Raw genomic sequence first — 22,298 nt, 5'->3', positions numbered from 1 at the left:
AAAGATTGATGTAAGTTATATCGAGTTGAGCGTAAAGGCACGAGAAGCATTTGTAAAAGATTTTGCTAAAGAGGTATATGATAGAGAAATGCATGGAAGTGTGGCAGAAGTTGGTGTGTATCGTGGAGATTTTGCACGTGTGATTAATGAAGCATTTGCAGATAGAAATTTGTATTTGTTCGATACTTTTGGGGGTTTTAGTGTGCAAGATTTAAAACAGGATCGTGATGGCACAATGGGCAAAGATTTGGGACAAAGACATTTTTCCAATACGAGTATAGAATTGGTGCTTGCCAAAATGCCTCACAAAGATAAATGTATCATCAAAAAGGGATGGTTTCCACAAAGTGCACAAGACTTAGAAGAGGATAAGTTTTGTTTTGTGAATCTTGATTGTGTTTTGTATGAACCTATATTAGCTGGATTAGAATTTTTTTATCCAAAAATGGTAAGAGGAGGTGTGATATTGATACATGAGTATTTCTCGCAAGGTTATGTCGGGGTTAAGGAAGCAGTTAATGAATTTTTAAAAAATCACAATCTTGGTTCTGCATTCAAAGTTCCTATTGGAGATCACTTGAGTATAGCGATTATCAAACTCGTGTAGATCAGTATCAGATCTGGTAGGTATTGACATTAAAAGGAATGATATGTTAGATGTGTATGCATTTGGAGAAATTTTGGCAGTTAATGAATTTTTAAAAAATCACAATCTTGGTTCTGCATTCAAAGTTCCTATTGGAGATCACTTGAGTATAGCGATTATCAAACTCGTGTAGATCAGTATCAGATCTGGTAGGTATTGACATTAAAAGGAATGATATGTTAGATGTGTATGCATTTGGAGAAATTTTGGAAGAGTGTGGATTTAGGGATTTTAGTGGTGTTCCTTGTTCGTATCTCTCACCTCTTATTAATTATGCTATTAACAAGAGGCGGTTTATTATGGCAAACAATGAAGGAGAGGCTATCGCTATAGCAAGTGGTATCACTCTAGCAAGTTTAGAATCTAACATGGTTTTAGATGACTTTAGTGACAGAAGAAATACTTTTGGTGTAGTGCTTATGCAAAATAGCGGATTAAGCAATGCGCTTTCGCCCCTTACAAGCTTAAATTATCCATTTAGTATTCCTATTTTAGGTTTTGTATCTTTGCGTGGTGAGCGTGATGAATCTGGAAACAATACTGATGAACCACAGCATGAGTTATTGGGTGTGATTACTGATAAACTTTTACATACTTGTGAGATAGAATATATGTTTTTGCATGCAGAATTATCACAAGCTAGAACCCAAATACATAAAGCATTAGAGATATTGCAGACTGGTAAAAGTTGCTTTTTTATTGTGCGTGATAAGACTTTTGCCAAGATTGCCTTGGAAGTAAACCCAATACAAGATTTGTGTATAGATAAAAATACACAATCTCACGAAGCCTTACCTTCTCGCATACAAGCCTTAGAGGTAATACAGCGTATTGCTATGGATTCACAAAGTGTCCTTTTAGCGACTACAGGAAAATGTGGGCGTGAACTCTATGAATTAGGTGATAGAGAGAATCAGCTTTATATGGTTGGTTCTATGGGTTGTGTGGGAGCTTTGGGACTTGGTATTGCACTAAAAAGTCATAAAAAAGTTATGGCAGTTGATGGTGATTCGGCATTGCTTATGCGTTTAGGGAGTTTAAGCACTAATGCGTATTATGCTAAGGTTCGCGATGCAGGGAATTTTTGTCATATTTTGCTTGATAATCAAAGCCATGATAGCACTGGTGGACAATTTAATCTTTCACCATTTGTTGATTTTTGTGCGATTGCTAGAGCATGTGGGTATGAGGTTAGTAGATCTGTAAATACTTGCACTGAACTTAATGAAGTTTTAGATGAATTCGTGCATTGCAAGAGTGGTGGTGCATGGTTTATATATTTGCGTATAGCAAAAGGAAGTAAGGAGCCTTTAGGGCGTCCTAAGATTACACCCAAAGAAGTTGCTATACGATTACAGAATTTTTTAGCGAAGGTATAAGGTGAGATTTAGTTATCATAATCCAGTAAGAATAGAGTTTGGTGTCGAATTGCTAGATTGGTGTCAAAAAATAGAATCTGAAGCGATCTTATTGGTTACTTCAAGCGGATTTAGTAAAAGAGGATTGACAGAAAAGATACAAAAAATCTTAGGTTCTAAGATGGTGGCGGTGGTAGATTCTATCCTGCCAAACCCAGAATTAACAGATCTTTTGAGGCTAAAGAGTGATTTAGGGGATTTTACAAGCATTCTTGCTATTGGCGGTGGTAGTGTGCTAGATAGTGCAAAATTTTTGAGTGTGTGTGGCGATATTGTGGCATCTAATGGTAAGCTAGAGATAAAAACTACACCCACATCATCGATATCAAGACCAATTTTTGCCTTTCCTACAACTGCTGGGACAGGGAGTGAGCTAACCAAATGGGCGACAATTTGGGATAGTCACAATATGATAAAGTATTCCCTTCAAGATGAGAATCTATATCCACACACTGCATTGTATGATGTAAATCTTACGCGAAGCTTGAGCAAAGAAAATACTATCTCAACAGGACTTGATGCACTTTCTCATGCATGTGAATCACTATGGAATAAGAATGCCAATCCTATTTCTACGCAATATGCTATAGATTCTATAAAGCTTATTGTGCGCACACTTCCTAAGCTCATCAAGGATTTAGATTCTATAACATTGCGGAGTGATATGATGTGTGCGAGTATGTATGCGGCTTTGGCATTTTCAAATACACAAACTGCCTTGGCACACGCTATAAGTTATCCACTGACAATGCGTTTTGGTATACCCCATGGATTGGCTTGTAGTTTTAGTATTCCGTTACTATTGGATTGTTTACCATCTGGTGAAATACGAGAGATTTTGGATCCATTGACTAAAGAGATTAAGGGACTTTTTCCTACTATTCAAGTCAGCACAAATGCTCGAGATTATGGCGTAGATTCTGCAATGCTTGAAGAAATTTTTAATGCACTTAATGATCGTGCGAAGAATGGAGTTTTTGACTTGGAAGTAGTAAAACAAAGGTTTTTACATACACTTTAGAATCTACAGCTCCCAACACGATGCTTGTTCATAATCACTTAGGGTTTTTGGACCGCCATTGGCACAGACACGGCATTGCGGATTTTTGCTCACACGTATTTTGCGAAACTCCATACTTAGCGCATCAAAACTAAGGATTGTGTTATAAAGTGGCTCTCCTATGCCCAAAAGTATTTTAAGCACTTCAGTAGCTTGAATGCTCCCCAACATACCAGCCACCGATCCAAGTATGCCCGCACTTGAGCATGTAGGCACAGAATCTGGAGGTGGAGGAGAGTGAAACACACACGCATAACAAGCGCTTTCATTGGGCTTGATACTCATAGTTTGCCCACTAAAGCGCAGTATTCCACCATAAGAATAGGGCTTATTAAGCATAACACACGCATCATTGATGAGAAACTTTGTGCCAAAATTGTCCGTGCCATCAACTATGACATCATAGGATTCTATAAGCTTTGTGATATTTTGCGCATTCAATCGTTCTTGGTAGGTATCAATTTGGATATGCGGATTAATGGCATGGAGTTTTTGCTTTGCACTTTGGACTTTTGGTGTGCCAACTTCTGGTGTCGTATGGAGGATTTGTCTCTGAAGATTACTAAGGTCGATGACATCATCATCAATAATGCCTATGCGACCAACACCCGCAGCTGCAAGATATAATGCAATAGGTGATCCAAGCCCTCCTGCTCCCGTGATAAATACCTGTGCCTGTGCAAGTTTTTTTTGTCCTTCTACGCCGACATTTTGCAACACAAAATGTCGCGAATATCGCTTCATAGTCTCATCATTAAATTCTAGCATACTCTTTCCTTGCTACACTTTGTCTCAATCTACCTTTAGTACTGCCAAAAAGGCTTCCTGTGGTAATTCTACCTTGCCAATAGCTTTCATACGCTTTTTGCCCTCTTTTTGTTTTTCTAAAAGCTTGCGTTTTCGTGTAATATCGCCTCCATAGCATTTTGCCGTTACATTTTTACCCATAGATTTAATCGTTTCTCGCGCGATAATCTTATTGCCAATACTAGCTTGTATTGCTACTTCAAAAAGCTGCCTTGGGATTAGTTCTTTCATTGCTTCTACGAGTGCCCTGCCTTTTTCATAGGCTTTGGAAGTATCAACGATGATAGAGAGCGCATCGACTACATCTCCTGCTACACGCACATCAAGCTTGACAAGTTTGCCCTCTCTGTATTCTATAGGCTCATAATCAAAACTTGCATACCCTTTGGTACAGGATTTGAGCTTGTCATAAAAATCCATTACAATTTCATTGCTTGGTAGGGCATATTCAAGCATTACTCGTTCTGGCGTGAGGTATTCCATTTTTTCTTGCACCCCTCGTTTGTTGGATAAAAGCGTGATGATATTGCCCAAATATTCACTTGGTGTGATGATATGTGCGCGGACATATGGTTCTTTGATACTAGCGATTTTTTGCACTTCTGGAAGTTGACTAGGGTTTTGCACGAGTGTGAGTGATCCATCGGTTCCATAGACTTCATAAATCACGGTTGGGGCAGTGGCAATGAGTTGTAAATCAAATTCACGCTCTAGTCGTTCTTTGACTACCTCCATATGCAAAAGCCCCAAAAATCCAACCCTAAACCCAAAGCCAAGTGCTATGGAAGTTTCTGGTTCAAATTGCAGGGCAGAATCGTTAAGTTTGAGTTTATTAAGTGCATCGCGCAAATCTTCAAATCTATCGGTTTGGATAGGATATAGCCCCGCAAATACAAAAGGCTTAGCCGGTTTAAAGCCCTCTATAGGTTCTTTTGTGGGTTGTTTAGAATCTGTAATCGTATCACCAACGGCTAACTCTGTTAGGGATTTGAGACCTAAGGACACGATACCTATTTCGCCACACGCAATTTTTTGTGTGGCAATTTTTTGGACAGGGTGGGGATAATATAGCCCAAGCACCTCATAGCGTTTGCCACTACTCATAATTAGAATCTCTTGCCCCACACATAGATTCCCATCTTTTAGCCGCACAAGCGCCAAAGCTCCTAAGTAGTTATCAAACCATGAATCATAAATGAGCGCTTTTGTTGAGGCATTTTCATCACCACTAGGTGGAGGAATGCGCGTGATAATAGATTCTAAAAGTTCGCGTATGCCCACGCCACTTTTTGCACTGACTTCTAGGGCGTTTGTGCAATCTAGCCCTATAGTAGATTCTATTTCATCTTTAACCTTTGGGGCATCTGCGGCTGGAAGATCAATCTTGTTTATAACCGGAATAATTTCAAGGTTATTATCAAGTGCAATATAGACATTTGCGATGGTTTGGGCTTCTACACCTTGTGAGGCATCAACGACAAGCAAAGCCCCTTCACACGAACTAAGCGATCTTGAGACTTCATAGCTAAAATCCACATGACCGGGCGTGTCGATGAGATTAAGAATGTATGTCTTGGTATTGTAAGTGTATTCTAAACGCACAGATTGTGCTTTGATTGTGATACCGCGTTCTTTTTCGATATCCATAGTATCCATAATTTGGCTTACCATTTCTCTTTGTGTAACTGCTCCACACTCTTGAATCAAACGATCAGCAAGTGTAGATTTACCATGATCAATATGAGCGATAATGGAAAAATTTCGGATATATTCTTGCATAATGCACTAACCTTGTCTAAGAGAGATCTTAAAGTGGATATTGTAACAAAGCAATTATAAAAAATACTTTTTATTTGGGTGCATTCTCTGTAGGGCGCAAAAAGGCTATATTACCTACTTGCTCCCAAACAAGGAGATTCTCTTTGAGCAGGGTATTAGCTAGGCTAAGAGTGTCTTTAGAAAAAAGTATCTGCATATCTTCTTTGGTTAAAGGACGCATACTAAGGGCTTGGATTAATTCTTGTGTATTGAGGGTGCGTTTTTGTGTATGTGAATCTTTTGGTGTGCGTTTAGGGATATACACACAAATTCCTTTAAAATATGAGGCAAAGGCTTGAATCTCTTTATCGCTTAGTGGTGTGGCTTTGTGCGCTGGAGGACGATCAAGAGTGCCTATATCAAGGCGTGATAGGGGAATGTGAGAGAGGAATTGTGCAAGTTCCTCTGCGTATTGTGGCGCATCATTGATGCCTTTGAGGAGTAAAATCTCACCTATAAGTTTGCCGTTGGTTTTTTGGGTAAATTCCTTGGCAAACGAGGTGATACCATCTTTGATAGATTCAAGATTTAGGCTTTTGTGTGGGCGATCTATGCGATTAAACGCCTTTGGATTTAGTGAATCTAGGGAAAATTTGATGATGTCAAACTCTAAAAGCGCTTCTCTCACATTTTTTTGCCAAAAAAGTGATCCATTGCTTAAAATAAGCGTTTTGATATGTGGAGGCAAAAGAGGTTTTATAGCCCTGATAAGCTCCAAAAGATGTGGGTAGAGTGTAGGCTCACCATTTGCGGTGAAGGTTAAAACATCAAGTTTTTGTTGTGTCTGTGTGGCAAGATAATGCGAAATGGCTTTGACATATTCATGCACAGCAATAGCTTCGTCCATAGAATCTTGAGGTTTAGCACCTTGCAGTTCACAATAAAGGCAGTCAAAATTGCATTGTTTTTTGGTAGGTGAGAGATCAACTCCTAGAGAATATCCGAATCTACGAGAAATAACGGGACCAAAAATGAGATTTTTCATAGTTTGCGTTTAAATAGGGTAGAGTCAAAAATGACTCTAAAAGTTATTTCAGCAAATCATCAACGGTTTGTGCAAGTGCTTTAGCTGCTTCTTGATCGATTTTTTGTAGGGCGGAGAGATTTTTTTGTAATGTCTCATTATCTAGTTTTTTGATTTGTATTTTTACAAATACCATTCCACCTTCGCTTATCCAAGTATCTGTTCGGCTAGCACCTGGGAGAAGTGCCTCAACGCTTTGTCTAATAGCTATCACACTTTCACTCTCGCCATTAGATTCTAAAATGCGTGCTTTTTGTTCTATTTTACCTTGAAGTGTAGTTGCTAATTCTGCTGTGCCTTTAATCGTAGCCTCTTTGATAGCCCAATCTACTTTGTTATTTTTAATTTGTGCGCTACCCACACCATATAAATCTGCATCAGATTTACCAAGCACCCAATTTGGCGCACCCTTAAGACCAAAGTCAGAAGTATTGCCTAACTCATTTTTGCTAGGACAACCTAAAAAAGCTAAAGCTACAAATCCACTTATAAGTAGAGCATATATTTTTTTCATCACAACTCCTCGAAAATGTAAGATTCTAGGCATTGTAGTCTAAAAAACTAAAAACTTCATTAAAAAAGTAGAATGTAAAAGCAAAAGTATTTGGCTTACAAAATATCATAAAAAATTGTAAATGATAAAAATTATTATTTATTACAATTTTATTTACTAAATTCTTTTAGAATGTGTGCATCTTAAATCTTTTTAAGAAATTAACACAAAGGAGGATACGATGAGTAATATTATCGATCAACTTAAACAGATTCAGGCGGACGCACAGGTATTTTATATCAAGGTGCATAACTATCATTGGAATGTTAAGGGTATGGATTTTCACCCAACACATGAGGCAACACAAAAAATTTATGAAAACTTTGCTGATGTTTTTGATGATATGGCAGAGCGTGTATTGCAATTAGGCGGTGTGCCATATGTAACTCTTGCAGACATACTAAAGGTTGCAAAGATTAAAGAAGAAAGTGCGCATAGCTTTAGATCCGAAACAATTGTTAAGGCAATTTTGAGTGATTATGAATATTTTCTTGGTGCATTTAGCGCTCTCTCAAAAAGCGCTGATGAAGCAGGAGATAAGGTAACTGCAGCATATGCCGATGATAAATGTGCACAATTACAAAAAAGTATCTGGATGCTAAAAGCACAGCTTGGCTAATACCCTTAATCCCCACCACGAGGTGGGGAATCTATCTTTTTTTATTTGACTACTCTATTTTTACACTTTCATTAAAAGAGTTCGCGATTAAAGTATCGGCTGAGATCATCAGCAAGGATTGTTACAATAACACTATCTTTGACTTCTTTTGCAAGTTCTAAACATGCATGAATACAAGCTCCCGATGAGATTCCCACTAATACTCCTTCTGTGCGTGCAAGAAGTTTTAGCCCATCATAGGCTTCCTGATCGCTGATTTTATATACTTTATCGATGAGAGAGAGATCCATAGTGTGTGGCACAAAAGTGTTACCAATACCTTCTATGCGAGATTTTACATCATGCTTATTTCCACCTATGATAGATCCTAGCGGATCGGCTAAAACAGCTTGAATGGAGGGATTTTGATCTTTTAAAAAACGCGCTATACCACTAAAACTTCCGCCACTGCCTACACCACATACAAAATAATCAATATTCCCTTGTGTGTCCGCATAGATTTCTTTTGCAGTGTTGATGTGTGCTTGTGGGTTTAGTGGATTCTCAAATTGTCCAAAGGCAATGGCATTTGGCATACTTTCTAAGAGTTCTTGTGCTTTCTCTATTGCGCCTTGCATACCTTCTTGTTGTGGTGTATTAATCACTTCTGCGCCAAGTGCGCGCATAAGGGTTTGTTTTTCAATAGAAAATGTCTCTGGCACCACAAGCAGAGCCTTACACCCAAATTCAATGGCTGCTAGTGCGATCCCAAGCCCTGTATTCCCTGCGGTCGCTTCGATAATAACAGAATCTTTGTGGAGTTTTCCCTCGGCTTTAAACTTCTCAAGGATATGAAATGCTACGCGATCTTTAATCCCACCCGCAGGATTAAAAAATTCGCATTTAGCTAGGATTTTGTTGTTGTTTGGAATAGAAAGCTTATGCAATGCAAGTAGCGGAGTGTTGCCCACAAGTTGCGCAATACTTTGGTAAATCATTGCATTATCTCTTGGCTTGTTCTATGGCATATGTCAAATCATCAATAAGGTCATTAACATATTCTATGCCCACCGAAAGGCGTATAAGATTATCTGTGATACCCACTTTTGCTCGAATCTCTGCTGGAATGGAAGCATGTGTCATAGAGGCAGGATGACACAAAAGAGATTCTACACCACCTAAGCTTTCAGCCAAAACAATAAACTTTGTAGATTCAAAAAACTTTTTGTAATCATATGTTTCTTGTAGTTCAAAGCTTATCATACCACCGCCACCGCGTGCTTGCTCATTGTGAATGCTATATCCTTCATCATCTTTTAAGCCAGGATAATACACTTTTTTTACACCATTGTGTGCGCGTAAAAATTCTGCAATTTGTAGGGCGTTTTCACAATGTCTTTGCATTCTAAGTCCCAATGTCTTAATGCCTCGTATAAGTAAAAAGCTATCAAATGGAGCAAGGACGCCACCTATGCTATTTTGCAAAAAGCCAATCTTTTGGGCAAGGGATTCATCACGCACAACAGCAAGTCCTGCAACCACATCGCTATGCCCTCCTAAGTATTTGGTAGCAGAATGTAGCACAATATCCACACCAAATTCTAGTGGGCGTTGGAGATAGGGTGTCATAAAGGTATTATCTACGATTGTAAGTAGGTTTTTGGCTTTAGCGATTTGGACAAGTTTTTGGAGTGAGACGACACTCATTAATGGATTTGCAGGAGTTTCTATAAAAAGTGCCTTGACTTCTGGAGTTATGGCAGATTCTAAAAGTGCGTAATCACGCATATCCACAATTTCATATGTGATATTAAAATTACAAAATACCTTATCTAAGATTCTAAATGTGCCACCATACACATTGCTAGAGATGAGAATCTTATCCCCACTTTTAAAAAGACTTAAAATTGTGCCAATAGCCGCCATACCCGAAGCAAATGCAAAACCAAATTTGCCGCCCTCTAGTTCAGCAATGAGACTTTCTATACCATCTCGTGTAGGGTTTTTGGTGCGTGAGTATTCATAGCCTAGATTTTGTCCTAATGCTGCTTGAGCATATGTAGAGGTTTGGTAGATTGGAGTATTTACCGCACCAGTTTTAGAATCTGTTGTTAAGCCACCATGAATAAGCAGTGTATCAAGGGAGTTTTGTGTCATCATATAGTCCTTTAGCTTGGAATTTTGGTTTGTGCAAAAAATGACAAAAAATGTGAAGTTGGCATTATAGCTTTACAAACCTATTTTTTGAAAAACAAAAGTCTGTATTTTAGTGTAAAATTCTGTTTGTTATAATCACAAAAAAATTTGGAGTATGATTGTTATGAGAGCGTATGAACCAAAGATCGTCGAATCTAAATGGCAAGAATTTTGGCAAAACAATAATGTTTTTGAGCCAAATGATGATAAGACATTGCCAAAAAAATATATTTTATCAATGTTTCCTTATCCTAGTGGCGCAATTCATATGGGACATGTGCGCAATTATTGTATAGGAGATGCACTAGCACGGCATTATCGACACAATGGCTTTAATGTGTTGCACCCTATGGGTTGGGATGCGTTTGGTATGCCTGCAGAAAATGCCGCTATAGCTAGAAAAATTCACCCAAAACAATGGACATATGCCAATATTGATACTATGCGCACCGAACTTGCGTCTTTGGGATTAAGTTTTTCACGTGATAGAGAGTTTGCTACTTGTGATAGTATATATACGCGTTGGGAGCAAGAATTTTTTATCAAAATGTGGGAAAAAGGGCTTATTTATCGTAAAGAAGCGTATTTGAATTGGTGTCCAAATGATCAGACTGTGTTAGCAAATGAGCAAGTGATTGAAGGAAAATGTTGGCGATGTGATACACCTGTAGTGCAAAAACAAATGTATCAATACTATATTAAAATTACCCAATATGCACAAGAATTACTTGATGATTTACAAACATTGCAAGGGCATTGGCCAAACCAAGTGCTTACTATGCAAAATAATTGGATTGGAAAATCTAAGGGGCTAAGCTTTGCTTTTGTGTTGAGTGAAGATTCAAAGCAAAAGACAGGCATAGAGAGCTTTGAGGTATTTACGACTCGTTGTGATACGCTTTTTGGTGTGACATATTGTGCCATTGCACCAGAACATCCGCTTGTTGATGCGCTATTGCAAAAAGGATTACTAGATTCAGAACAAAAACAAAAAATCCAAGAGGTGCGTAAATTCCCATCAAAAGAACGATCTATGATGGAGAAAGAAGGTTTTGATTTAGGGATAACAGCCATTCATCCATTAAGTGGCGCAGAGATTCCAATTTGGGTAGCAAACTTTGTGTTGATAGAATATGCTAATGGTGCGGTTATGGCAGTGCCAGCACATGATGAAAGAGATTTTGAATTTGCCAAAAAATATAATTTGCCTATTAAACCTGTGCTTGTATCTAACACAGATTCTTTGCCATTTTGTGAAGATGGCGAGTTGATAGAATCTGGAATCTTTAATGGGTTAAAGGGTGCTACAGCACGAGAGAAAATCATTGCATACTTTGAGGAGCAGGGCAAGGGAGTTGGTGTTATAAATTATCGTTTGCGTGATTGGGGCGTATCAAGGCAGCGATATTGGGGTGCACCTATTCCTATGGTGCATTGCCAAAAATGTGGCATTGTGCCAGAAAAGATTGAGAATCTTCCGGTGCTTTTGCCTGATGATGTGGTCATTGATGGCGAGGGTAATCCGCTAGATAAACATCCTACTTGGAAAGAATGCCAATGCCCACAATGTGGTGGTAATGCACAAAGAGAGACTGATACAATGGATACTTTTGTGCAATCAAGTTGGTATTTTTTGCGTTACGCAACGCCTAAGCAGTATTGGGAAGAATGTGCATTTAGAGCAGAGGATATTGCATATTGGATGAATGTAGATGAGTATATTGGTGGGATTGAACATGCGATTTTACATTTGCTTTATGCGAGATTTTTTACCAAGGTATTGCGAGATTTGGGGTATGTGAATCTCAATGAACCATTTGCCAATCTTCTTACGCAGGGTATGGTGCTAAAAGATGGTGCTAAGATGAGTAAATCTAAAGGCAATGTCGTAAATCCAAATGAGCTTATTGCTACCTATGGAGCGGATACAGCGCGACTTTTTGTGCTTTTTGCTGCACCACCTGTGCGTGAGCTAGAATGGAATGATGCAGCCGTGGAGGGAGCATTTAGATTCTTAAAGCGTGTGTGGGAGCGTAGCGAGCATGTAAAGCCATGTAAAAGCCTACCGACTATACAATCCCATACACTCTCCAAACAAGAAAAGTTTGCGCGTAAGAAGGTTTATGAGGCATTGCAAAAATCTCATGATATTTTTAGCAAAAAACAATCTGGATATGCATTTAATACACTCATAGCAGCGTGTATGGAAGCTTTTAACGCATTAGGTGAGCAAGATAATGAGGCTATTTATACCGAAGGATATTTCGTGTTATTGCATATTTTAGAGCCTATCGTGCCTCATATTTGTTGGGAGCTTAGCGATACATATTTTGGGCGCGCGAATTTTGCACCTATTGCGCTTGATATGAATGCACTTAAGAGTGATGAAATGCTTATAGCAGTTACTGTTAATGGCAAAAAGCGTGCTGAAATTGAAGTAAGCACAGATATAAGCAATGATGAATTGCTTGTCCTTGGAAGACAAAGCGTGGCAAAGTGGCTAGAGGGTGAAGTTTTAAAAGAAATTGTAGTGCCAAAGAAACTTATAAATTTTGTGGTAAAAGCCTAGATGAAATATGGTATAACACTACTAGCTTTGCTATTTATGGCGTGTGGCTATGTCCCTGTAGCAAGTTATAGTGATAAGATTTTTGGTGAGGGCGTGTATGTGGAGATTACTATGGATCCACAACTCCCAGAGGCTTCTGTAAGTGCAAAAGATGCGATTAACCTTGCGGTTTTGACACGCTTTAATAATACCTTGTCTTCTAAACAAAGCGCACATAGTATTATTGATGTGCGTGTGCTTTCTGTAAGTAGCACACCTGTAGCGTATGATGAAAATGGTTTTATAAGTCATTATCGTGCCACGGTTAATCTCTCATTTAAGGTGCAAAATATCAATGGTGCAACAATGAGTGCAAGCACTTCAGGATATTATGATTACCCAGCGAGTTCGACATCTGCTTTGCTTATTGAGGAAGCCAAACTTGGTGCGGTTTCAAATGCGACTATACAAGCACTTGATAAGTTTATTTCTCAAATGGCATATTATGGGGCACAACAAGAACAAAAGCAAACACAAAAACAAGAAGAAGCACAAGACCTACCAAGCACAAAGAAATGAATACTCTTAACACAATTATTTTGCGGATTTTACAAGATACACGCAATATGTCTATGGAGCAACAAGCGCGTATCATAGCCCAAAAATTAGAGCATAGATATAAGCTCTCACCAAGAACTACAGATACAAAATCCCAAAACAATTCCATAACCGCCCTTAATATAGTGCTTATTAAGATTATACGCGATCTTTTTGCGCCAAAGGTGAGGGAAAAATATCAAGAATTTTTCAAAATAGGCACAATTCACACTCCACATGGTGCAAAGGAATTAGAGCAACAATGGCTAAAATTTTATAGGGCAAAGGGACATCTTGTGGCACTCAATGCCATTGCACAATGTATGGTATGCGCCTTAAACCTTGCAAAAAACACAAAAGAAAATAATGAGCTTACGCGACTTTTGGCACACCCACAGAATCTTACAGATTTAGAATTTCTTGCACGCCTGTATAATGCGTTTAAAGATTCTAAGCAGCCGCTTTTTGAGCAGGTTTTGCAAGATGCAGAAAAAATGGGACAATATATCTACGAAAGCTGTGTGGCAAAACTTACAAACACGGCACCTAATCCTATTCCGCAGTTTAGTAATAAAGAGCTTGGTGGAATATGTGAAAAATGGAGTATGCAGATTCAGGCATTGGAGGTGGCGCCACGCCATAGCGAGAGTTTAGGAGACAAACAAGAGAGTGATTTGCGCCATAATATTCAAGAATTTCTTAACGCTAAAAATACATTTTTGTGCGTGATACGCGTGTTTAATCATCATGAGATTATAAAAGAATTTGGGCAAGAGGGTTATGCAAGGCAAGTTATTGTGTTTAAGCGTATTTTTTTGGGACACTTTGAATCTTTGTGCCGACATCACGATGTATTTGAGCCAAAAAATGGGGTTTTTTATCTTTTATTAGAGGGTGAAAAACAAGAGATACAACAGCGTTTTGAGACATTTTGTGCGCTTTTAAGGGAGCAGGTTTTTAACTACAAAGAACATAAGCAAACACTCAAATTTGATGGAAGATTGTTTGATAAGCATAGAGATTTTTTGCAAACCCTGCTTGATCTCCGAGCATACATAGGCGAGGTCCAATGAATCTATGGGAATTTTTAGAATCCAAGGGGCAAGAATATGCACCTTTTGATCCTAGACGCGCTCATAGAATCTACGCAAAATTAGCACCAAAGCTACATATAGAGAATCTTAAAGTTATCCACCTTGTGGGCACAAATGGCAAAGGAAGCACAGGGAGGTTTATCGCACTGGGGCTTATGCAGCAAGGGTATAAAGTCTTGCATTTTAGCTCACCGCATTTATGGCATTTTAGAGAGCGTTTTTTTACGCATACTGGTGAAGTGTGTGATCAAACATTGCAACAAGCACACGAGTTTTTGCAACAACAAGACTTTGTTAATGAAGCAAGTTATTTTGAGTATGCGACATTTTTAGCACTTTATATTGCACAGGGTGATGATTTTTTGGTGCTAGAGGCAGGGCTTGGGGGTGAATTTGATTCTACAAGCGTGATAGATTCAGATCTTAGTGTTTTTACGCCCATAGGTTTTGATCATAAGGATTTTTTAGGGACAAGCATAGAATCTATTGCAGGCACAAAGTTGCGTGTTATGGGAAAAAATGTCATTATGGCACCACAACACTATCGGCAATGCGTATCTATAGCCTATGAGATTGCCAAAGATTATCATGCAAGGATTTTTGCGCTAGAGTGTATCAAATCCCAAACACAATATGATGTGCAATATGAGAAATTTTGCCTCACTTTTGGGTTGCAAAATACGCTAGATTCTAGCTTTTGGCAAGGATATGTGGATTATGTATCACGCTATCATCTTGCAGAGTTTTTGGCACAAAATCTTTTGGTTGCAAGTTTTGCTTTGCAATTTTTTGGGATAAAGATAGATTTTTTGACGCTCCCTGCATTGAATCTACATGGGCGATGTGAGTGGCTTGCTCCTCATATCCTGCTTGATGTAGGGCATAATCAAGAATGTGCTAGGGCGTTAAAATCCGTGATAGAGCAAAATTTTAAGCAAAGGCGTGTGATTTTAGTGTATAATACGTATTCTGATAAAGAAGTGCATTGTATTTTAGAGCTATTAAAACCACACATTCAAGAGTTATGGATTTTTCCCTTAACTCATAATCCTCGTGTTATTGCGCGCGATGAGCTCCTAGCGATTTTAGAGGATTTGGGGATTGCTTATAGGGATTTTGTATTTGAAGATATGACAGATTCCAAAGAATATGTCATTTTTGGATCTTTTAGTGTGGTCGCTGGATTTTTAGATATATGGAGAGAGAAATTATGCAAGATAAACTAATGATTTCTATTATTGATGGTGATACTTTTAAACAATTTAGTATTCATAAGATTATAAAGCGTGTGCTTTTGTATGTGGCATTGGCGCTTGGAGTGGCGTTAGTAGTGTATTTTGTGATGGTAAAGTTTTTGGTTAAAGAGCTTGATGGGATTATTGCTGAAAAAAACAAGGCAAGAGAGCAATTCCAAGAACTCTATGAAAAAAACAGCGAACTTGTGCGTAGCATAGAGTATAAAACCAACGAGCTATTAAAGGCAAATACGCAAATTGGCGAGCTAGAAAAGATTGTGAGCATTCATAGAAATTTTGATATAAAAGTCGATAATCAAGATGTCGATCTTGATGCGCTTAGTGATGAACAAAGACAAATGGTTTTAAAGATTATGCCTAATGGTGATCCTGTGCGTGGATACAAGTGGGATCATGCCAAAAATTTGGATAACACCCAAGCACAATCTTTTGTGTATGAAGTCCCAAAAGGCACACCAGTGTATGCGACTGCAAATGGTATTGTTGATAGTCTGAATGCCTTTCAAGGTGGGAGCTATGGTGCGTATGTAAAAGTAGCCCATTCTTTTGGCTTCACATCAACATATGCGTATTTAGATTCTATGGTTGTCAAAAAGGGTGAGTTTGTCGCAAAAGGACAGCTTATTGGCTATAGTGGGCAAGGAGGTAGTGCTAAAAAAGAAGGGCTTTTATATGAGCTACGCTTTTTGGGCACACCGCTTCATACGATTGATTATGCATTATGGGATCTTGATAATTTTAATGCAGTAACCAAAAACAGAGATCGCATTGATTGGAAAAGCCTTGTGTGGGCGCTTGATGATTTGGCACAAATTCACACTTATAGGACTGCACAAGCAGATTCTCAATCTAATAGAGTGAGTATAGAATAGCCTATGAGTAATAAACGCCTGATATTGATGATAACCGATCAAGAAAAGACGCGTTATATCAATATACATTCTGTGTTTAGGCAAGTGGGTTTGTATGCACTGATTTTTTTATTAGTGTGCATTATTTATGGTATTGTTTCTGTGCGTGCGTTTAAGCATGAGATAGCCAATGTGTCTGCCCTCAACCAAAAAATCCTCGCGCAATATGAAAAAACGCAAGAAAAAAATGCGTATCTTAATTTTCAAATCGAGCAAAGATCCGAAGAAATTGGGCTTATAGGAGATAGAGTAGGGGATTTGGAGAGTATTGTAGGTGTGGGAGATACGCGAGATATTGCAGGTGAGGACTTAGGTGAGCGTATCGATGTGGCTTCATTGACAGGTGCACAAAAAGTTTTTGTGATGAAATTTGTGCCAAATGGCTATCCCTTGGATTATTATAAGCGTATTTCTGCCGAGTTTGGCTATAGAATCCATCCTTTATATTTTACAAGACATTTGCACGCTGGAATGGATTTTGCCACCGATATTGGCACTCCCGTGCATGCGACTGCTGATGGCGTCGTAGAATTTGCCAAAATGGGTCATAATGGTGGCTTTGGTAATTTAGTGAAAATCGATCACTCATTTGGTTTTAGGACTTATTATGCTCATTTGAATAAAATTGTCGTTTCACACGGCAGTTTTGTCAAAAAAGGACAACTTATTGCCTATTCTGGCAATAGTGGTGCTAGCACAGGTCCTCATTTGCACTATGAGGTGAGGTTTTTGGATAGTGTTTTAGATCCACGAAATTTCATCGAATGGACAATGAGTGATTTTTCATCAATCTTTGAAAAAGAAAGGAGCGTATCATGGCAATCTTTACTAACGACAATAAACAGCTTGATGGATCAAGCACCTCATCAGGAGGAGCAACTATCATTGCTACAGGAACAACCATAAAAGGTGAAATCGACATAGAGTGTCGTTTACATATTGATGGATATGTTGAAGGAACTATCAATTCCAAAGACACGGTGATGATTGGTAAAAATGGTTTTGTTAAGGGCATTATTAATGCACATGCATTGGTGGTGGCTGGTAAATTTATCGGTGATTGTGTATCTAATATACTTGAGCTTAAAGCACAAGGACGTATTGAGGGGACAATTACGGCAAATGAACTTGTGGTAGAACGCAAAGGTGTGTTTATTGGTGAAAGCAAAGTGCGTGATTCCAAGGAAATACCAAGCAAAGATATTGCCAAGGATATAGATTCTAAAAAGAAAGTTTAGGATTTGATACAGGGTGATATTTACGCACTTTTATCTCAAGAGTGCGCACAAACTAAGGAATTTAAACACGATTTTATTATCGCTTGCAAGGACTATCAAGAGGCGAGATCTTCTTATGAGGTGCTAGAATTTTGCCATAAGCACAGGGATTTTAGTCCTTATGTGCCTTTTATTTTACCAGAGGTGCGTGTGCATTTTGGCGATGATTTGACGCCATTTCGTGAGGATTTACTCGAGCTTTTACAGGTTTTGCGCACATTTTATCAATGCCAAAGCCCAAAAATCCTATGTGCTCCCATTTCAAGTATTTTGTATCCACTGCCTAAGTCAGAATTTTTACAAAGCTTTGTGATTGACAAAACAAATCCGCTAGATTCTCAAGTATTTGCCAAAAAACTCATAAGCTATGGCTATGAGAATGTAGAAGTCGTAGAAATGCCCGGCGAGATTAGTGTGCGTGGTGAGATTGTGGATATATTTTTGCCAAATGCACCTGCTCCATATCGAATCTGCTTTTTTGATGAGAATATTGAGAGCATACGCGTTTTTGATGTAAGCACACAGCTTAGTCAAAAAAATGAGATTGATTCCCTTGAAATCCCTGTTGCACTTTTTGGCGTGGATCAAGATGATATTACGAGATTAGGTGAGATACAATCAAGTGATGAACTTAGTGTAGAAAGTGGTGCATCGTGGTTGTGGCATTTGGGCGATAAGGGTGTGCATTTAAGCAAGTCTTATCCGTGTTTTATCACACAAAACGCGCTTGAGGAAGCCAAAGAATTATATGCCATAGAAGAGGAATTGCAATTAGCATTAGCGCCCAATCATATATATCAAATGCCCCTTATTCCTCGTAGTGAAGCATACGAGGAGATTCTCTTTGCACCAAAGATGTTATCTTCACTCCTTGCACTTCACAAACAAAAAGACATTACACTTATTACGCCAAATTATGCGTTACTCAAATCCTATGGACTTGATTATAGTGTTACGCCACCAAAGCTTTTAGAACCACTTGATATTGATCTCTCGCGCATACATGTTGTGTTAGATTCACAAAATCTCAATATCTTGCATAAAGATTGGCTTATCCTTTCTCTAAATAAAACCCAAAAATCCGCCAAAAAGCACAAAAGATCGCGATTACAGCTTAATGAGCTTAACATAGGCGAATATGTGGTGCATACAGATTATGGGATTGGAATCTTTAAGGGATTAAAAAGCACAAGTGTGTTGGGTGTGGTTCGAGATTTTATCGAGATTGCATATCAGGGAGAAGATAAGCTTTTATTGCCTGTAGATCGCTTAGATATGATAGATCGCTATGTGGCAGATTCTGGAATCTTGCCGATTGTCGATAGGCTTGGTAAAGGAAGTTTTAGCAAGCTTAAAGATTCTGTGCGTAAAAAACTCTTTGAAATTGCTGGGGCTATCATCGAGCTTGCCGCGCAACGCTCACTATTAGAGGGTGTAAAGATTACGAGAGATTGTGCGTTGCTTTATGCATTTGATAAAACTCGCCCCTTTGCCTTGACACAAGATCAAGAGCGTAGTATCAAAGAAATTTTAGATGACTTAGAATCTGGGCGCGTTATGGATAGATTGCTTAGCGGTGATGTAGGTTTTGGTAAGACAGAAGTTGCTATGAGCGCGATTGTTGCGCTTGTTTCACAAGGCTATCAGTGTGCTTTTATCGTGCCTACGACATTGCTTGCTTCACAGCATTATCAAACTCTGCAAGATAGGCTAGGATCACTCACAAAAGAGAATGGGCAACCTATCACAATAGCCAAGATTGATAGATTCACAAAAGACAAAAACACTCTACAGAGGGATTTACAAAGTGGCAGTGTTGATGTAGTCATCGGAACACACGCCATTTTAGGATTAGCATTTAACAAACTTGGGTTAGTTATTATTGATGAAGAGCATAAGTTTGGCGTTAAACAAAAAGAAAAAATGAAGGCATTATGCAAAAATGTGCATACTCTAAGTATGAGTGCTACTCCAATTCCACGCACACTCAATATGGCACTCTCACACATCAAGGGCTTTAGTGCATTGCGCACGCCACCTATGGAGCGCAAAGGTGTGCGAACATTTTTGAAAGTATATGATGAGAAGCTTATACGCGAGGTGATTTTGCGTGAGTTGCGACGCGGAGGACAAGTTTTTTATGTGTATAACAATATCGCGACAATCGCACAAAAAGCAAAGGACATTAATGAGCTTTTGCCAAAGTTGCGCATAGGGATTTTGCACTCTCAAGTAGAAAATGCACATTCTCAAGACATTATGGCGGATTTTGTGCAAAGAAAGCTTGATTTGTTGCTTTGCACAAGCATTGTCGAATCTGGCTTGCACCTACCCAATGCCAATACTATCATCATAGAGGAAGCAAATCGTTTTGGTATAGCGGATTTACATCAATTGCGTGGTCGTGTGGGGCGTGGTGCAAAAGAGGGCTTTTGTTATCTGTGTGTAGCGCGTGAGAGTGCTTTAAGTGATGAAGCCAAAAAACGATTAAGTGCGTTAGAAAAAAATTCTTATTTAGGTAGCGGAGAGAATCTTGCCTATCACGATTTGGAGATTCGCGGTGGAGGCAATTTATTGGGAGAAGCACAAAGCGGACATATCAAAAAAATCGGCTATGGTTTGTATCTCTCTATGCTTGAAGAATGTATCAATCAGCTTAGCGGATTTGGCATGCAAAAAAGCACGCAAGTAGATATCAAGCTTAATATTAGTGCCTATATCAATCCCGAGCTTGTGGGAAGTGATACATTGCGCTTAGAGCTTTATCGTCGATTGAGTTTGTGTGAGAATCTTGCAGAAGTCTATGACATTGAGGGCGAAATTGAAAATCGTTTTGGTAAGCTTGATCCATATAGTATAAACTTTTTAGAGCTCATCAAGATTCGCGTGTTGGCAAATACTTTGAAGCTTAAGCAAATTGCACATTATGGGCAAACTATCACTATCACATATAGCGATGATACAAAAGAGCGTATAGAATCTCCTAGCAAAGATTGGGACGATGTGCTGGGCAGTATTATGACATTTTTACGCAAGAGAGCTGAGGGCAATATATAGGCTTAGATTCTCACGCAAAGATTTGCAGAGAATCTAGCATACAAGAATCTAGCTTTGGTTTATTTTGTGAGGTCTTTGATAAATCTATCAGCGAGGTATGGACCATCACCATTTGATCCAATAAGTTTGATTTTATCAACAATTCCACGGAACAAAGCCTCTTCCTCATGTTGCTCACTTACATACCATTGCAAGAAATTAAAAGTTGGATAGTCTTTGCTTTGCAAGGTGCAATCTACAAGGTTATTGATAGATTGTGTGATTTTTTGCTCGTGCGCATATGTTTTTTCAAACACATCAAGCAACCCATTAAAGTTGGATTCTGGAGCAGCGACTTCTGTGATGATCACCTTAGAATCTGTTTCATTAAGGTATGTAATAAGACGCTTAGCATGTCCGCTTTCTTCATCGGCATGTTGAAACAAAAACAAACCCGCACCATCAAAGCTATTTTCATAGCACCAAGAACTCATACTCAAATACAAATTAGCCGCAAACATTTCTTTTGCAATTTGCTCATTGAGTAGTTTTACAATGTCTTGTGTAATCATTTCATATCCTTTAATGAGAATTTAACATACACATACTAAGTCATACTTTCTGATATTTAGCTTAAATTTTATCATTTTTATGCAATTTTGAGAATTTAGCATAATCTAATACCCACAGATTATTGATTGCAATAGAGTATATTGTGATATGTTGTTTGTTTCATTATGGATTTTTGGCTATGAGTTTGTATGGTATCTTATAGATATGCTCTAAAAATAATATTATAATCGTAATAAATCCAAAAAGGAGCGCATATGTTGATAGATTTCAATGGACACACGCCTCGTGTTGGCAATAATGTATTGCTTTGTGAGGGAGCTAAGATTATTGGGGAGGTGAGTATCGGAGATGATGTATCTATATGGTTTAATTGCGTATTGCGTGGCGATATACATTACATTCAAATAGGCAAAAATACAAATATCCAAGATTTAACCACTATTCATGTGGGATATAGGGATTGTGTGCCTCAAAGTGGTTATCCTACTATTATTGGGGATAATGTAACGATTGGACATAATTGTATCATTCACGCGTGTCATATAGAGGATAATTGTCTTATTGGTATGGGAAGCGTTATTATGGATGGCGTAGTAATTGGGAGAGATTCTATAATCGGCGCTGGATCGGTTGTTACCAAAGGGAAGCATTTTCCGCCACGATCTCTAATCTTTGGTAATCCTGCGAGATTAATTAGAGAATTAACACAATCAGAAATAGAGGAAATCACAGATTCAGCTATGCGTTATGTCGAATGCAAAAACCAATATTTGAAATCTTAGGCTTAGGAGTGCAAGCCTCTACAATTTCGTAGATTGTGCTTTGGTGTATTTTGTATCTTGCCTAGTATGCTTTATGCAATACTTAGGCTTTGTTATGTTTTGCA

The 22,298-nt window shown here is 38.5% G+C and carries 21 protein-coding genes; 14 read left to right on the top strand and 7 right to left on the bottom strand.

The window, feature by feature from the left end:
* From B9T66_RS05575 to B9T66_RS05565, 4 genes are all read left to right on the top strand, one after another.
* A partial coding sequence (locus tag B9T66_RS05575) for a TylF/MycF/NovP-related O-methyltransferase (RefSeq protein WP_095628005.1) occupies window positions 1-607 on the top strand: 607 nt, incomplete at its 5' end.
* A gap of 43 nt (window positions 608-650) precedes the next feature.
* On the top strand, window positions 651-779 hold the full coding sequence (locus B9T66_RS09170) for a hypothetical protein (RefSeq protein WP_257874622.1): 129 nt from the start codon (window positions 651-653) through the stop codon (window positions 777-779).
* Between the two features lie 43 nt (window positions 780-822).
* The gene (gene aepY / locus B9T66_RS05570) at window positions 823-2,025 is read left to right on the top strand and encodes a phosphonopyruvate decarboxylase (RefSeq protein ID WP_095628003.1); all 1,203 of its coding nucleotides are present in this window, start codon (window positions 823-825) and stop codon (window positions 2,023-2,025) included.
* A 1-nt stretch (window position 2,026) separates the two neighbouring features.
* Window positions 2,027-3,085, top strand: coding sequence for a phosphonoacetaldehyde reductase (locus B9T66_RS05565; RefSeq protein WP_219350216.1), 1,059 nt, complete (start codon window positions 2,027-2,029; stop codon window positions 3,083-3,085).
* Between the two features lie 3 nt (window positions 3,086-3,088).
* Here B9T66_RS05565 and B9T66_RS05560 read toward each other — a convergent pair whose 3' ends face one another.
* The 4 genes from B9T66_RS05560 to B9T66_RS05545 form a co-directional block, all read right to left on the bottom strand.
* Complete coding sequence (locus tag B9T66_RS05560) at window positions 3,089-3,892, bottom strand: HesA/MoeB/ThiF family protein (protein ID WP_095628002.1); 804 nt, start codon at window positions 3,890-3,892, stop codon at window positions 3,089-3,091.
* 24 nt (window positions 3,893-3,916) lie between these two features.
* The gene (gene lepA, locus B9T66_RS05555) at window positions 3,917-5,710 is read right to left on the bottom strand and encodes a translation elongation factor 4 (protein ID WP_095628001.1); all 1,794 of its coding nucleotides are present in this window, start codon (window positions 5,708-5,710) and stop codon (window positions 3,917-3,919) included.
* 70 nt (window positions 5,711-5,780) lie between these two features.
* Window positions 5,781-6,734: a radical SAM protein gene (locus B9T66_RS05550; RefSeq protein ID WP_095628000.1), complete on the bottom strand. Its 954-nt coding sequence runs from the start codon at window positions 6,732-6,734 to the stop codon at window positions 5,781-5,783.
* A gap of 43 nt (window positions 6,735-6,777) precedes the next feature.
* On the bottom strand, window positions 6,778-7,287 hold the full coding sequence (locus B9T66_RS05545) for a hypothetical protein (protein WP_095627999.1): 510 nt from the start codon (window positions 7,285-7,287) through the stop codon (window positions 6,778-6,780).
* A gap of 220 nt (window positions 7,288-7,507) precedes the next feature.
* Between B9T66_RS05545 and B9T66_RS05540 the strand changes: the two genes are divergently transcribed.
* Window positions 7,508-7,945: a Dps family protein gene (locus tag B9T66_RS05540; RefSeq protein ID WP_095627998.1), complete on the top strand. Its 438-nt coding sequence runs from the start codon at window positions 7,508-7,510 to the stop codon at window positions 7,943-7,945.
* Between the two features lie 71 nt (window positions 7,946-8,016).
* Here B9T66_RS05540 and B9T66_RS05535 read toward each other — a convergent pair whose 3' ends face one another.
* Entirely contained in the window at window positions 8,017-8,922 is a 906-nt protein-coding gene (locus B9T66_RS05535; protein ID WP_095627997.1) for a PLP-dependent cysteine synthase family protein, read from the bottom strand.
* Window positions 8,923-8,926: 4 nt separating this feature from the next.
* Complete coding sequence (locus B9T66_RS05530; protein ID WP_180763345.1) at window positions 8,927-10,081, bottom strand: trans-sulfuration enzyme family protein; 1,155 nt, start codon at window positions 10,079-10,081, stop codon at window positions 8,927-8,929.
* A gap of 163 nt (window positions 10,082-10,244) precedes the next feature.
* Between B9T66_RS05530 and leuS the strand changes: the two genes are divergently transcribed.
* Genes leuS through B9T66_RS05490 form a run of 8 tightly spaced genes read left to right on the top strand, consistent with a single transcriptional unit; the run spans window position 10,245 to window position 20,860 of the window.
* The gene (gene leuS, locus B9T66_RS05525; protein ID WP_219350217.1) at window positions 10,245-12,689 is read left to right on the top strand and encodes a leucine--tRNA ligase; all 2,445 of its coding nucleotides are present in this window, start codon (window positions 10,245-10,247) and stop codon (window positions 12,687-12,689) included.
* On the top strand, window positions 12,690-13,247 hold the full coding sequence (gene lptE / locus B9T66_RS05520; protein ID WP_095627994.1) for an LPS assembly lipoprotein LptE: 558 nt from the start codon (window positions 12,690-12,692) through the stop codon (window positions 13,245-13,247).
* The gene (locus B9T66_RS05515) at window positions 13,244-14,338 is read left to right on the top strand and encodes a hypothetical protein (RefSeq protein WP_095627993.1); all 1,095 of its coding nucleotides are present in this window, start codon (window positions 13,244-13,246) and stop codon (window positions 14,336-14,338) included. The genes lptE and B9T66_RS05515 overlap by 4 nt, the downstream gene beginning before the upstream one ends.
* Window positions 14,335-15,585, top strand: coding sequence for a Mur ligase family protein (locus tag B9T66_RS05510; protein WP_095627992.1), 1,251 nt, complete (start codon window positions 14,335-14,337; stop codon window positions 15,583-15,585). Before B9T66_RS05515 ends, B9T66_RS05510 begins: the two co-directional genes overlap by 4 nt.
* The gene (locus tag B9T66_RS05505; protein WP_180763344.1) at window positions 15,570-16,487 is read left to right on the top strand and encodes a M23 family metallopeptidase; all 918 of its coding nucleotides are present in this window, start codon (window positions 15,570-15,572) and stop codon (window positions 16,485-16,487) included. Before B9T66_RS05510 ends, B9T66_RS05505 begins: the two co-directional genes overlap by 16 nt.
* A gap of 3 nt (window positions 16,488-16,490) precedes the next feature.
* Window positions 16,491-17,432: a M23 family metallopeptidase gene (locus B9T66_RS05500; protein ID WP_095627990.1), complete on the top strand. Its 942-nt coding sequence runs from the start codon at window positions 16,491-16,493 to the stop codon at window positions 17,430-17,432.
* Complete coding sequence (locus B9T66_RS05495) at window positions 17,342-17,764, top strand: bactofilin family protein (RefSeq protein WP_095627989.1); 423 nt, start codon at window positions 17,342-17,344, stop codon at window positions 17,762-17,764. Before B9T66_RS05500 ends, B9T66_RS05495 begins: the two co-directional genes overlap by 91 nt.
* Before the next feature lie 3 nt (window positions 17,765-17,767).
* Window positions 17,768-20,860: a DEAD/DEAH box helicase gene (locus B9T66_RS05490; RefSeq protein ID WP_095627988.1), complete on the top strand. Its 3,093-nt coding sequence runs from the start codon at window positions 17,768-17,770 to the stop codon at window positions 20,858-20,860.
* 59 nt (window positions 20,861-20,919) lie between these two features.
* Here B9T66_RS05490 and B9T66_RS05485 read toward each other — a convergent pair whose 3' ends face one another.
* Window positions 20,920-21,411, bottom strand: coding sequence for a ferritin (locus tag B9T66_RS05485; protein WP_095627987.1), 492 nt, complete (start codon window positions 21,409-21,411; stop codon window positions 20,920-20,922).
* Window positions 21,412-21,666: 255 nt separating this feature from the next.
* Here B9T66_RS05485 and B9T66_RS05480 point away from each other — a divergent pair, with 255 nt between their 5' ends.
* Window positions 21,667-22,194, top strand: a complete 528-nt coding sequence (locus B9T66_RS05480; protein ID WP_095627986.1) for a gamma carbonic anhydrase family protein — start codon at window positions 21,667-21,669, stop codon at window positions 22,192-22,194.
* The last annotated feature ends 104 nt before the right edge of the window (window positions 22,195-22,298 follow it).

Source organism: Helicobacter sp. TUL (assembly GCF_002287135.1).
Taxonomy (GTDB): domain Bacteria; phylum Campylobacterota; class Campylobacteria; order Campylobacterales; family Helicobacteraceae; genus Helicobacter_F.
The sequence above is the reverse complement of the archived record's forward strand: the minus strand, read 5'-3'. Positions and strand labels throughout refer to the sequence as shown.